The 13,469-nt window shown below is 40.5% G+C and carries 15 protein-coding genes; 3 read left to right on the top strand and 12 right to left on the bottom strand.

Translation table 11 applies throughout. The features are described 5' to 3' along the window. Position 1 precedes the first annotated feature (1 nt). The 6 genes from PCY17_RS06125 to PCY17_RS06100 form a co-directional block, all read right to left on the bottom strand. Entirely contained in the window at positions 2-1,675 is a 1,674-nt protein-coding gene (locus PCY17_RS06125) for a sensor histidine kinase (RefSeq protein ID WP_301392204.1), read from the bottom strand. Further along, entirely contained in the window at positions 1,653-2,267 is a 615-nt protein-coding gene (locus PCY17_RS06120; RefSeq protein WP_000526278.1) for a YesL family protein, read from the bottom strand. The genes PCY17_RS06125 and PCY17_RS06120 overlap by 23 nt, the downstream gene beginning before the upstream one ends. Before the next feature lie 177 nt (positions 2,268-2,444). Further along, positions 2,445-2,594 (bottom strand): 50S ribosomal protein L33, encoded by a 150-nt coding sequence (gene rpmG, locus PCY17_RS06115; protein WP_001265622.1) that lies wholly within the window; start codon positions 2,592-2,594, stop codon positions 2,445-2,447. 15 nt (positions 2,595-2,609) lie between these two features. Further along, complete coding sequence (gene rpmF / locus PCY17_RS06110; protein ID WP_000290417.1) at positions 2,610-2,792, bottom strand: 50S ribosomal protein L32; 183 nt, start codon at positions 2,790-2,792, stop codon at positions 2,610-2,612. Positions 2,793-2,941: 149 nt separating this feature from the next. Further along, on the bottom strand, positions 2,942-3,142 hold the full coding sequence (locus PCY17_RS06105) for a PTS ascorbate transporter subunit IIC (protein ID WP_075229745.1): 201 nt from the start codon (positions 3,140-3,142) through the stop codon (positions 2,942-2,944). 2 nt (positions 3,143-3,144) lie between these two features. Further along, positions 3,145-4,152 (bottom strand): SPFH domain-containing protein, encoded by a 1,008-nt coding sequence (locus tag PCY17_RS06100; RefSeq protein WP_301392179.1) that lies wholly within the window; start codon positions 4,150-4,152, stop codon positions 3,145-3,147. Between the two features lie 184 nt (positions 4,153-4,336). On the opposite strand from PCY17_RS06100, the gene ilvD reads away from it, so the two are divergent. Both ilvD and PCY17_RS06090 read left to right on the top strand, forming a co-directional pair. Next, positions 4,337-6,040, top strand: coding sequence for a dihydroxy-acid dehydratase (gene ilvD, locus PCY17_RS06095; protein WP_049502667.1), 1,704 nt, complete (start codon positions 4,337-4,339; stop codon positions 6,038-6,040). A 105-nt stretch (positions 6,041-6,145) separates the two neighbouring features. Further along, complete coding sequence (locus PCY17_RS06090; protein ID WP_061863459.1) at positions 6,146-6,514, top strand: hypothetical protein; 369 nt, start codon at positions 6,146-6,148, stop codon at positions 6,512-6,514. Between the two features lie 194 nt (positions 6,515-6,708). On the opposite strand, the gene PCY17_RS06085 is transcribed toward PCY17_RS06090, so the two are convergent. The 3 genes from PCY17_RS06085 to tgt form a co-directional block, all read right to left on the bottom strand. Then, a complete protein-coding gene (locus PCY17_RS06085) occupies positions 6,709-7,050 on the bottom strand; it encodes a metal-sulfur cluster assembly factor (RefSeq protein ID WP_049526039.1) in 342 nt (113 codons plus the stop codon). Between the two features lie 264 nt (positions 7,051-7,314). Continuing rightward, positions 7,315-9,132, bottom strand: a complete 1,818-nt coding sequence (locus tag PCY17_RS06080) for an acyltransferase family protein (RefSeq protein ID WP_301392178.1) — start codon at positions 9,130-9,132, stop codon at positions 7,315-7,317. Between the two features lie 131 nt (positions 9,133-9,263). After that, positions 9,264-10,406 (bottom strand): tRNA guanosine(34) transglycosylase Tgt, encoded by a 1,143-nt coding sequence (gene tgt / locus PCY17_RS06075; protein ID WP_004250663.1) that lies wholly within the window; start codon positions 10,404-10,406, stop codon positions 9,264-9,266. Positions 10,407-10,521: 115 nt separating this feature from the next. Here tgt and PCY17_RS06070 point away from each other — a divergent pair, with 115 nt between their 5' ends. Beyond that, positions 10,522-11,379 (top strand): DUF975 family protein, encoded by an 858-nt coding sequence (locus PCY17_RS06070; RefSeq protein ID WP_301392177.1) that lies wholly within the window; start codon positions 10,522-10,524, stop codon positions 11,377-11,379. Between the two features lie 47 nt (positions 11,380-11,426). Here PCY17_RS06070 and PCY17_RS06065 read toward each other — a convergent pair whose 3' ends face one another. From PCY17_RS06065 to PCY17_RS06055, 3 genes are all read right to left on the bottom strand, one after another. Beyond that, positions 11,427-11,789, bottom strand: a complete 363-nt coding sequence (locus PCY17_RS06065) for a DUF1304 domain-containing protein (protein WP_301392176.1) — start codon at positions 11,787-11,789, stop codon at positions 11,427-11,429. Between the two features lie 10 nt (positions 11,790-11,799). Further along, on the bottom strand, positions 11,800-12,216 hold the full coding sequence (locus PCY17_RS06060; protein WP_301392175.1) for a MarR family winged helix-turn-helix transcriptional regulator: 417 nt from the start codon (positions 12,214-12,216) through the stop codon (positions 11,800-11,802). 303 nt (positions 12,217-12,519) lie between these two features. Next, positions 12,520-13,383 (bottom strand): DUF2262 domain-containing protein, encoded by an 864-nt coding sequence (locus PCY17_RS06055; protein ID WP_301392174.1) that lies wholly within the window; start codon positions 13,381-13,383, stop codon positions 12,520-12,522. Positions 13,384-13,469: the final 86 nt, after the last annotated feature.

Raw genomic sequence — 13,469 nt, 5'->3', positions numbered from 1 at the left:
TTTATCCTTTCTCTTCATTTTGAATGGTAATTCGATAGCGAACACCTTCTTTTTCAACAGATTCTACACTGATATCATACCGGTCACCAAAGTAGAGTACAAAGCGCTCATGCACATTGACAATTCCAATGGACTGGCGTTTCCCACTATAATCCACTGTATGTTCAAAGATTCTTTGAGCTAATTTGTCCTGGATCTCTGCTAATTTTTCGGCAGGCATTCCACGCCCATTATCGGTTACCAAAATCTCAACATAGCCTTCTTTTTTCAAGGCCTTGATACTAATCACATTATCTGTACGTCGATGATCAACTCCATGAGCAAAATAATTTTCCACCAAGGGTTGGAGGGTGAATTTTGGAATGCGCATTTCTTCCAATCCAGGGTCGATTTTAAATCCGTAAGCAATGGATTTGGGATAACGCACCATACAGAGATAACTGTACTTCCGACAAAATTCCACTTCTTGCTTTAATGTTGTTTCTCGTTCGTCAGAGATGTTGTTGCGCAGGAGACTACTGAATTCGTAGATAATATCCGCTAGTTCATTTTGGTTCTCCATGACCGCGTACATCCGTAGAAACTCCAGAGTATTGTACATGAAATGTGGATTTATCTGAGCTTGTAGGGCGCGCATATTTGCATCTTTTTGACTCAGTTCAAGTTGATAAATATCATGGATATTTCTCTCCAATCGATCCAACATGTTATTTGTTGTCTCAGCGATTAAAAGCAATTCCTGGTCTTTTTTCGTGAGATCAATTCTTTTACCCTGCTCACCTTGCGCAATATCATGGATTGTTTCCACTAGGTCAACAACCTGGGTTTGATACTTCGAAAATGTTTTTTTCAAGGTTACATATAAAATAACGATAAAGAGAAGACTCAAAGTAAGAATAAAGACAGAACTAGAGATACTACCACTAAGGACATAACCTCGCGGAACAGCAACCTGAACCTGATAACCATGAGCAGTCTCATCTTGCAACCATTCCTCTCGATCACTTTTTTCACCTTGGTGAAACATTTCCGTTTCAAAAGGAGAGGTTATGCTCACAGCAATTGGGATATTTCCTCTGGTATTGTCAATTGCCTTATAAAAAACATCGGAAGATACAGAAACATAAATAACTCCAAGAGCTTGATCCGATACTGGATCGGATACGGGAACGGCAAAACTATTAGCATCTGGCTTAAAGGCGTCTGCAGAAACTTTGTAACCACTACGATTGTCCCTAGTCGAAACATAAACTTCTGTCGAGTCTTGCAAGACAATGGCTACACCCGTTACAAAATCATTGCGCACATAAAGGTCATCGATATTTTCATAAATGGATACAGAAATATAGGGTGATGCCTTACGTTCCAGTTGCCAGTAAAAATAATCCGGTGTACTAAGGCTAAAATACTTATAAATTCCCTCGATTCGCGCTTGATTATCTACTAAACCTTGGGCTGAACGGGCTGACTCTCGATAATAATACTCAACCTCGCTCACTGTTCGAGTCAAAACCCTCTGGGAAACCTGTCTTGCTTCTTTTTCGCGACTATCCCAGTTTACATAGGAAATCAAAAGAGCAAAACTAGCAATGATGACAATCATCACCCAACTATAGGTTCTAAGGAGCGAATGAAGCCAAAACTGTTTCATTCTATTTGGACGCCAATTTTTCATGAATGTTTTCATAAACAGGCTCCAATAAATCACTAATAAAGAAATGCCACATTCCAATCCCTACAAAAATAATGAGGGCTGGCATATAGAAGCCAATGATGGCTAACAAGACGCTACCAAGAAGAACCTTGGCCACTGCTGACAAGCTCATAAAAATTCCGATAAAGGCAAGCTTTAAGGTATTTTGATAGGATAAGTCAAAATAAACTTGCAATTTTAGAGAAACTGTATAAGCCAAAAATACCAAGACTACCAAAAAGATATTTAAAAATGTTGCTGCCAAGTGGATAATGGTCTGATGCGGCAATTGGATCATGAGATACAAACCATAAATCAAGATCAAGTCAAGTCCCATAAAGGTGTAGAAACTGAGATTGCTTTTAACAAAATTGCTCTTGTAAAGAGTCCAAGCCTCTTTAAAACCATAGGCACGGTAAGAATAGCCGTGTTCCGCAAATAAACTCATGAGAGTCGCACTAGCTGGCGCTATACCAAAAACCACACCTCCCGCTAGTGTCAATAACCAAAAATAAGCTGTAGCTATCATCCCCAAAAAGAAACGATGAAAGACTAGCTCAATAAAATTTCCCACGGTTTGCCTCCAAAAAAATAATCTAGAACTATTATAACATATTTCAAGCGCTCTCAAAAAAGAAGAGGATAGAAAAGGTAGTGAGAGTTTATCACTACCTGTTTACTATAATGTTACTAAAAATTAAAATCAATGGCCGAAACCATTGGTTTTAAGATGTTTATAATAAGTTAACTCTTACTTAACTTCAGTAAACACAACGTGTTTGCGAAGTTTTGGTGAGTATTTCTTCAATTGAAGACGGTCTGGAGTGTTACGTTTGTTTTTAGAAGTAAGGTACAAGCGTTCACCAGATTCTTTGTGTTCAAGTGTAATATTTACGCGCATGGTATCTCCCTTCTATTATTCAGCTGATGCAGCTTTAGCGATCTTACGTCCTTTGTAGTATCCTTTAAGTGATACACGGTGTGAACGTGAGTAATCTCCAGTAGTTTCGTCAAAGTTTACAGATGGAGCTGTTACTTTGTAGTGTGTACGACGTTTGTTTTTCTTCGCTTTTGAAGTGCGACGTGCAGGTACTGCCATTTTGATTTCTCCTTTTAAGATATAAATTCAGTTAGGTTTGATTTTCATCAACTTTAATAGTATATCAAAACTTTTTTGTAAAGTAAAGTTACTTGACAAAAAAAAGATAAAAAAATTTTCCTATCCACTATTCTGGATAGGAAAATAGATTAAATATCAATCTCGAAGGGTTCATCAATGGTTTCTGAGACGTATTTCCCGTCTTTTTTCCGTTGCTTGACACATTCTGTAAGGAGATATTCAATCTGCCCGTTAACTGATCGGAAGTCATCCTCTGCCCATGATGCGAGTGCAGCATATAACTTTGCCGAAAGTCGAAGGGGGATTTGCTTTTTTTTAGCTTCTGCCATTTTTAATAAAGGCTTCCTGTATTGACAATTGGTTGTACATCATGATTGCCACAGAGAACGACTAGGAGATTTGAAACCATAGCAGCTTTTCGTTCTTCGTCAAGTTCTACTAATTCTCCTTCATTGAGACGTTCTAGTGCCATTTCAACCATTCCTACAGCGCCATCAACAATCATCTTACGTGCATCAATAATGGCTGATGCTTGTTGACGTTGAAGCATGACAGCTGCAATTTCCGGTGCATAAGCTAGGTAAGTAATACGTGCCTCAAGGATTTCCAAGCCAGCATCCTCAACACGACTCTGAATTTCTTCACGAATACGCTTAGCTACAATCTCACTAGAACCGCGGAGGCTTCCTTCATCGGCTTGCCCATCACCCGTAGTATCTACATTAGGTGACACATCGTAAGGATAGATGCGGACAATATTACGAAGGGCGCTATCACACTGCAATGACAGATATTCTTTATAGTTATCAACGTTGAAGACTGCTTTTGCCGTATCGACCACACGCCAAGTAACGGCAATTCCGATTTCAACAGGGTTCCCTAAGCAATCATTAATTTTTTGGCGAGAATTACTCAAGGTCATAACTTTGAGAGAAATCTGTTTCTTGCCAATTTCAATGTTTACATCATTGCCATTTGATGATTTCATCCCTGAAAAAGGGGATTTCGTGCTAACGTCACCACTTTGACCAAGTCGAGTGTGGATTGCAGGATTGACCGCTATGCTGAAGGGATTGACAAAGTAAAAACCAGGTTCTTTGATGGTCCCAGTATAGTTACCAAAGAGGGTCAAAACCAGTGCTTCCTGAGGTTTGACAACTTTTAAACCAGCATGAGCTAGAGCTGAACTTAAGATTAATAAAAGCCCGATAATAATTCCAAAAATGTTTTCTGAACCAGCACCCATGATAAATATAAAGAAACCAAGTACGAGTGCCAACTCAATGAGTACCAATGCTACTACACCATTTGGTTTTGAATTGATTAGTTTTTCAGTCATCAGAATGACCTCCTGTGTTTGATATCTAAATGATATCACTTTAATTTTAAATGTCAACAAAAATATGCAATCTTTTTTAAGAAGATTTCAATGGTTTGAATTGTCTGAAAATTCAAGAATTTTCTTCTGTTCATTGTTTTTAAAATGTGCTATAATGGTAAGAACTGAAATGGGAGGGAACTTAATGACAGAATTAGATAAACGTCACCGCAGTAGCATTTATGACAGCATGGTTAAATCACCAAACCGTGCCATGCTTCGTGCGACTGGTATGACAGATAAGGACTTTGAAACACCAATTGTGGGAGTCATTTCGACTTGGGCAGAAAATACACCATGTAATATCCACTTGCATGACTTCGGTAAGCTTGCAAAAGAAGGTGTCAAATCTGCTGGTGCTTGGCCGGTTCAATTTGGAACCATTACGGTAGCAGACGGGATTGCCATGGGAACGCCTGGTATGCGCTTCTCTCTAACGTCACGTGATATCATTGCGGATTCTATCGAAGCTGCTATGGGTGGTCACAACGTGGATGCCTTTGTGGCTATCGGTGGCTGTGACAAGAACATGCCTGGTTCTATGATTGCTATTGCCAATATGGATATCCCAGCTATTTTCGCTTACGGTGGTACTATCGCCCCTGGAAAACTGGATGGCAAAGACATCGACTTGGTTTCTGTATTTGAAGGAATCGGTAAGTGGAACCACGGTGATATGACAGCTGAGGATGTGAAACGTCTGGAATGTAATGCCTGCCCTGGCCCTGGTGGTTGTGGTGGTATGTATACTGCTAATACCATGGCGACAGCTATCGAAGTTCTCGGTATGAGTTTGCCAGGTTCTTCATCTCACCCAGCTGAATCAGCTGACAAGAAAGAAGACATCGAAGCAGCAGGACGTGCTGTTGTTAAGATGCTGGAGCTCGGTCTCAAACCATCAGATATCTTGACTCGTGAAGCCTTTGAAGATGCCATTACTGTGACTATGGCTCTAGGTGGTTCTACAAATGCCACTCTTCACTTGCTTGCTATTGCCCACGCAGCTAATGTTGACTTGTCACTTGAGGACTTTAATACCATCCAAGAACGTGTGCCTCACTTGGCCGATTTGAAACCTTCTGGTCAGTATGTCTTCCAAGACCTTTACGAAGTTGGTGGTGTGCCTGCGGTTATGAAGTATTTGCTGGCAAATGGCTTCCTTCACGGAGACCGTATCACATGTACTGGTAAGACTGTTGCTGAAAACTTGGCTGACTTTGCAGACCTCACACCAGGTCAAAAAGTTATCATGCCACTTGAAAATCCAAAACGTGCAGATGGTCCGCTTATCATCTTGAACGGTAATCTTGCTCCTGACGGTGCAGTTGCCAAGGTGTCAGGTGTTAAGGTTCGTCGTCACGTTGGTCCAGCCAAGGTCTTTGACTCTGAAGAAGATGCTATCCAAGCTGTCTTGTCAGATGAAATCGTTGATGGCGATGTTGTCGTTGTTCGTTTCGTTGGACCTAAGGGTGGTCCTGGTATGCCTGAGATGCTCTCACTTTCTTCAATGATCGTTGGTAAAGGCCAAGGAGACAAGGTTGCCCTCTTGACAGATGGACGCTTCTCTGGTGGTACTTATGGTCTGGTTGTCGGACATATCGCCCCTGAAGCTCAGGATGGTGGACCGATTGCTTACCTTCGTACAGGTGATATCGTTACGGTTGACCAAGATACCAAAGAAATTTCCATGGCCGTATCGGAAGAAGAACTTGAAAAACGCAAGGCAGAAACAACCTTGCCACCACTCTATAGCCGTGGTGTCCTTGGTAAGTATGCCCATACCGTATCTTCTGCATCACGCGGTGCCGTTACAGATTTCTGGAATATGGAACAATCTGGTAAAAAATAACTAAAAAATAAGCAGTCGTTAAATGACTGCTTTTTCTAGTTCTTTGTATTTTCTCATGGAATGTGATAAAATGTTTGCTCTAACTATGATTACAAAGGAGAAATAATATTTTCAAAAAATACAGGAATTATGCTCTACGTAGATGATGTAGCAGCTGAGAGAGACTTTTGGTCTGCTATCGGTTTTGAGGTTTTTAATCAATCAGAAATAATGGGTTTTGATACTTTTGAGATGAGACTTCACACGGACAGTACACTGACTTTTACTGTCTACGCCAAAGACTTTATTCGTCAGGTATCGCCAGAGGTAGTTGATATGAAACCTAGCCTACTCTTTGAGTCAGCGGACTTTCACGCCCTTCACGAGCGCCTAGCTGCAGTGACTGATACCACTAGTCCGATCAGTACTCAACCTTTCCCTCACTTTAACTTTGCAAGTCCAAGTGGACACTATTTTGCAGTTAGAGGAATCTAATAACAAAAAGGAGCCTGGGACAAAAGTCCTAGCCTCTCAATTGTCTTTGGATTGTCGAGCAAGACGCAGTGGTTGAGTGGGCTCTACTACGCTGATTTCATCAGCTTTTACAGCCCTACTCAACTGTGCGGAGGTGGGACGACGAAATCGAATTCTAACGAATTACCGATTTCTGTCCCACTCTCTCTTGTTTTTTAGCGCGGTGGTAGTCCAAGTGCTATACGTCCATAGCGACTGATGCGTGTAATCTTCCAGGCAGGTGACCAGGTAACTTCAACCCTAACATCCTCAATTCCTTCAATCTGTTTCAAGCCTGCCACAATTTCAATAGGTAAACTTTCTGCACAGTCACAGGCAGTATCGGTGAAGGTCATGACAATTGTACAAAGACCAGCCTCGTCCAAATGAATCTCGTAAATCAAGCCAAGATTATAGACATCTAATTCCACATCTGTATCGTAAACTTTTTCTAGCTTGTCAATGATTTGTTCTCCTAATGCTAGAGCACGATCATTGATTTTGATATCTTCTCTCATTGCATTCCCTCCATTTTGTAAACTGCACCTATTTTCTCATAATTCTGACAATTTGGCAAGTTTTTCCCAATCAAAACTGGATTCGCTATAAAAACGAAAGCATAGAGATTGCCATAGTTGGTCCAAACTGCCCAGAGAGCTAACAACCTAGAACAAGAGGATATTGGCATAGGTTAGAGAGATAAACTTAGAGAATGATTGAGCTTCTAAGAAATACTTTCTAAAAAGAAAAAGTAGAGAACAGTCATCTCTACTTTTTAAATATTATTTTGACTTCACAGGCTTATCTGCCAAGGCCTTGATAGCTGATGCTATCGTTTCTGCGTAGAGCTTAGCTCCCTCTTCTAGTTTGGTATTATCACTTCCAAAGTGAACCTGGTCCGTTCCTTTCCAGATGTCTGGATGATCTTTAGACACCTGATTCCAGTCTGCAACCTCAATGTAAGGATACTTTTGAGCTACTTCACGCACATAGCTAGCATACTGTTCTACATAAGGCTGAGTTGCTTGAGTTTTGTCCCCTTCATAAGGTGTCACAAGTACAAGCTGATGGCCCTTAGGTAGATTTGTTATCAAAGAATCAATATCAGCCTTATAATCCTCAGGGTTATTCACTCCAGTAGCAATAACGACTATTTTAGGGAGGACTTTATTCTGACTGTGGTTGAGCATAATAGCATTGGCTTGCTTGGTATTTCTGCTTACTTGACCATCTGTCTGAGCGTCTGGTAGAACCTCTTTTAGTCCAGGTGTTGCACGCAAGGTTACAGAATCTCCGATGATGGATACACCATCGGCAATATTGTAGCGACTTGCTTCTGCTTGATCCGCCATGGTTTTTGTACGGGTAATATTGGTTTGAGCTTGATTGAGGCCATTTACCATCAAATCCGTTTCAAAAGCGCCTACTTGGGGAGCAATAAGCATCACAATCAGTGTCAGCAAGCTAAGGAAACCGACGCTACCCGCAAAGATTGGTTGAATATGCGGAATTTCTTTTACCTTTTGCAATAAGCTACTGTTCTTCCCTGCAATGAAAGGTTCAATCACATAGAAAGAAAGGCTTGCAAAGAGATAAGAGAAGATAGTGGTGAGAATCACTGCTGGTAGATTGCTCATCAACTGAGAGAAAATGATATAAAACGGCCAGTGGAAAAGATAAACGGCATAGCTGGTATCAGCTAAGAAGCTAATTACCTTTGGTTCTTCAATCGTCGGAGTTTTCTCATGTAAAACTCGTGCTGCAACGATCATCAAAAGGGCAGCTAAACTTGCCAACAAGAAACCAAGCAAGTAGGCAAAGAGATAATTAAATTTCACGAAGAAGGTCAATAAGAGTAAAACTCCGAGACCAGCCCCAAATACTAGCAAGGTCTGTTTCAAGTCTAGGGTTTGATTCAAACGTTTGAGAAGAGGTGTCGTATGACGAACTCCTATCAAGGTCGCAAGCACACTTCCTAAAAAGAATGGATAAACATGAGTCAAACTTGAAAAGTAAAGCGTTGAGTATGAGCTAACGATAAAGCTACCAATAAACATTGAAAGAAAGCTAACGACGAAGGTAGCTGAAGATAGTAGAAAAACCATTCCCCGTAGTTGCCCACCTGTTTTGGCTTGCTTAGACATAAGCCAAACTGCCAAGCCCCACAAGATATAGTAATGAACTTCAACCGCTAAACTCCAGTTGTGAACAAAGAGGTGAGGGATAAATTGAGATTCATAACTTCCTCCTGTCAGCATTTCATAGAAGTTAGTCATAAAACCAAGGACACCAGCAATCTGACCACCGATTCCTGCCACATAATCCTGTCGAACCAAGAAAGTAAAAGGCATAACGACCAGGATCATCAAGACAACTGGGGGAAAAATCCGATAGAAGCGTCTTCTAAAAAATCCTAGGATATCAATCTTACCTTTTTGTCCAAATTCTTCTAACAGGAGTGACGTAATTAGGAAACCTGAGAAGGTAAAAAAGACATCAACCCCGAAGAAACCTCCTGGAAAAACCGTCTGAAAGAAATGGTACAAAAGCACCAAGAGTAAGCCTGTAATCCTGATCAAGGAAAACCATTTAATACGCATACGAGTTTATTCTCCGTTCATTAGAGTAGTAAAAAACCATCTAATGTTCATTCCATACTACCTTTATTTTATCAAAAAAAGAAGAAAAATCCTAAGAGAAAACTTAGGATTTCAGCTTTAGATTGATAATCTTAGAAATTACGACCTGATTTATTGTAGCCATATTTTTCAACAAAATGCTCACGGAATTCCAAGAGATTGTCATCCATAATAGCCTGGCGAACCTGCTTCATCAGATTGAGCAAGAAGTAGAGGTTATGGTAACTGGTCAAGCGAATACCAAAGGTTTCGTCAGCCTTGAGCAAGTGACGAAGGTAGGCACGGGTGTAGTTCTTACATGTGTAGCAATCGCATTCAGGATCAAGTGGGGTAAAGTCCTCAGCAAACTGGGCATTCTTGACAACCAAACGTCCTTGGCTAGTCATACAAGTTCCGTTACGAGCGATACGAGTCGGCAAGACACAGTCAAACATATCCACACCACGAATCACTCCATCAATCAAGCTATCTGGTGCCCCTACCCCCATAAGATAGCGAGGTTTGTTTTCAGGAAGGAGTTGAGTGGTGAAGTCCAAAACTGCATTCATCTCTTCGTGAGTTTCTCCAACTGCCAACCCTCCGATAGAGTATCCTGGGAAGTCCATGCTGACAAGGTCATGAGCTGACTGACGACGAAGATCTTCAAATCCTGCACCTTGTACAATCCCAAACAAACCTTGGTCATGTGGACGACGATGAGCTTTTAATCCACGCTCAGCCCAACGGCTGGTACGTTCGATTGACTTCTTCACATAATCATAAGGCTGATAAAATTGAGGACATTCGTCAAAGGACATCATAATGTCTGACCCTAGATTATTTTGGATAGAGATGGCTTTTTCAGGTGATAGAAACATTTTAGAACCATTGAGGTGGTTCTTAAACGTTACCCCTTCTTCTGTGATGTTACGACTATCCGCTAGAGAGTATACTTGGAAACCGCCACTATCCGTTAAGATAGGTTGGTCCCAGTTCATGAACTTATGAAGCCCACCTGCTCGAGCAATCAACTCATCTCCAGGGCGAAGCCACAAGTGATAGGTGTTGGATAGGATAATTCCTGAACCCATCTCTTTCAATTCTTCTGGCGACTGAGTCTTGACCGTTGCTTGAGTCCCTACTGGCATAAACATAGGGGTTGGGAAGGTTCCGTGTGGCGTGATAATCTCACCCAGACGAGCTCCCGTGTGTTTTTCTTTTTTAATCAAACGATATTTGATTGGTGAATCTGACATTTTTACCTCCGAAGCTGGAAAAGACAGTCCCAGTTCTTACTTTGTGCCCAAGGGCATACTGTATGATTCTATCAAAAAAAACAGGAACTGTCACGAACTATGGTATAATGAAAGAATGAAATACCCAAAAATTGATTTAAAAGAAGTTCGTCAACAAGCTAAACAGTTTCAAGCTGAACATCCACGTCTATTGCTTGTCTTTTTATTACCAAGCATTTTCCTGATTCTATCCAGCTTTATAAGCCCATTATCCTTACTTGATGAGGGGATTCTTGAGCAATCCTTCTTTACTTTTTTGATGAGCTTGATCAAGTCTTCACTCTTTCCTCTAGCAGTCGGATTTACAAGTTCTATTATCCTAGCTGGTGCTCTATTTACAACTATTAATCTTTACAGAATTTCCGAGATAGAGCTTTCCTTTAAAGATAGCCTGTCCATACTTGACAACCGCTTCTTCACCCAGACCTTTCTGACTCTCTTGCTCAAGCGTTTCTATCTCTTTTTGTGGAGCATCCCTAATCTTTTTGGAGTCTACTTGCTCTTTTATAGCAGTGCCATGGCTCGTAAATTTGTAGAACTTCATCCCGAATTTCCAGCCGTAGACGTCACCAATTCAGATATCGAACATTTTCTGCTCACTTTTGCACTCTACTTCTTTGGTAGCGTCTTTCTGATGATTTTGGGAACCATTGCCTATCTGCCACAATACTACGCTTATTCCCAAGTAGAGCTGCTCCTATGTGATACCCTTGCAATTGGAATTGCCAAGCCAAGCCGCGTACTAAAAACCAGTCGCTTCCTTATGAAAGGCTATAAGTTCCAACGCTTCGTCCTTGATTTACAGCTACTTCCTTGGTATCTCCTTATCTGGATCAGCTTCGGAATTGCGAGCATCCCTACTTTCCCTTATATCTATAGTAGTCAATTCTTCTTTTATCAAAGATTACTCGAAATCAAGCGGAGAAAAGTTTAATGTGAATGATTAAAACCAGCACCTTCTATGGAAAGTGCTGGTTGTTTTTATTTCAAGAAAAGGATACTCAAGAGTGCTAAGATTGCCGGTCCACCTTGCTTGAGAATGATTTTTTTATCTGCTGTTAAGGCACCATAAGTAGCTGCTCCTATGACAAATAAAACAAAGATTGTTACGATTTCTAAGCTATGTGAGAAATAAATTCCGTAAATAAGAAATACCCCAATCAAGGCATTATAAATTCCTTGGTTTTTGAAAAGTGAGGTTACAGATGGTCGAGTCAACTCTTCCATTTCCATATTAAAGACTCGACTGGTTGCGTCTGATTGGGTTGCGATACTCTCCAAATAAAAGATATAAAAATGTTCGAGGGCAACAATAGTCGCTAAAATAGTAGTAATGATTGACATCGTTTTCTCCTTAAAATTCTATTTTTTCTAATCCTGATACTAGTTTCGTCAGTAAAGTCGTCAGTTTTTTCTGTTCGGCTGTCGATAAGATGCTCTCCATCTGCTCCTTCACTCGCAAGTGATGTTTAGGCGGATTGACCAAGAGTTGATTCTTGGCTTCTTGGGTTAATTCAACTAAGACTTCTCGTTGATTAAGCGGATTACGTTTGCGACTGACATAGCCCTCTGACTCCAGTATCTTAAAATGACGGGTCAAGGCTGCCTGGTCAATCTGTAACTTCTCCTGAACGGCAATCTGGTTACAGGGTGACTGTTGCAGTAAAAATTGCAGGATTTGATAGCGGGTCAAACTAATTCCCAATTGTTTCTCAAAAAGTTGAGTGATGGTCTGATCTGTTAAATGGAGCTGGTACAGTAATTCATGCATTTTTTATTTTTTTCCTTTCTTTTATATTTGATCTATCAATAGTTGACTTGTCAAGTATATTGCAAAAAGAGTAAAAACGCAACTATTTTGCTCACTCCCCAGAAAAAAAGAGAACATGATAGAAATCGATAGTCCAAGTCTTTTCCTAACCCCAATCACTAAAGATCCAACAAGTCTGTGGAGTGTCAAAGTTATTGACAGAAAAATGAAATTTCCATTAAATAAGCATTCTAAATGTCAAACAAGGCCAGGATTTTTTGTCCCAGCCTCTATTTCTTCTAAAATCTATTGAGAGCCTAATTACTAGCCTACCAAGTCTGCTCGAAGGATTTCCCCCTCTTTATCGATGACAACTTCGATGGCGTGGCCTGCAAAAATTTCCTCGTTATCATCATAGTAGAGGGTCAATTCTCCGTCTTCGTTAATCGATAGTTCACTCAAGGAAAGTGAATTGGTAAAATACTCTTCTGTTAACTCCACATCATTTTCATCTGAATCAATCCAGTCTTGAGCTGTTTCCCACAGTTCTTTGACGATATAGTCTTTAATCTTAGCATCTTGAACTTGGAAAGATCCCATAAATTTCTTTAAATCATCGAAAGAACTTGGAGGAAGACTTTCATCTGCACCCGCATCAAACATAGCATGAATCTTACCGCCTTCATAGGTGATGAAGCCTTCAAACCAAGAATAGGCTCTATTTAGGGTGAACTCGCCAATAGCGTCTCGAATGATAACAGGTTTCTGGTAGGTTTCGATCAAGGTCTCTAACCTAGCATCCGTAGATTGGTCATCTAGGTATTCCAGCAAGCGGTAGCAGTTGTTAGCCACTTCTGACATATAAGGCTCTAGCTCCATGAAGGGGCGTTTTTGACATTTAATACGATGAATTTTGTAGGGTTCAAAACTAAAGCCCCATCGCTTTTCTTCAAATTCTTCTGGAGTCAAGAGCCATTCCAAACGTCCTTCAAGTTCAGAAAAGTCCTGAGTTTCGACATTGACACTAGCTTTAAAATGAACGGACGGTATCTTGCATCCATCTTTTAAAGAGATTGCTCCATTTACATTTTGGAGGGTAAAAATCAAGAGTTCGACGATTTCACCACAAAATTCCTGTTCAAAATCATCTCTTGTTTTCTCAAATGGAGTTTTTAATCGGTTTGTCATCCTTATCATCCTTTCGCTCTATGCTTAAAATCGATAGATGATTTTGTATCCGCTTACATTATATCGTGTTTTAGATTTTATTTCAC

The organism is Streptococcus sp. SO2, from assembly GCF_030440025.1.
The sequence above is the reverse complement of the archived record's forward strand: the minus strand, read 5'-3'. Positions and strand labels throughout refer to the sequence as shown.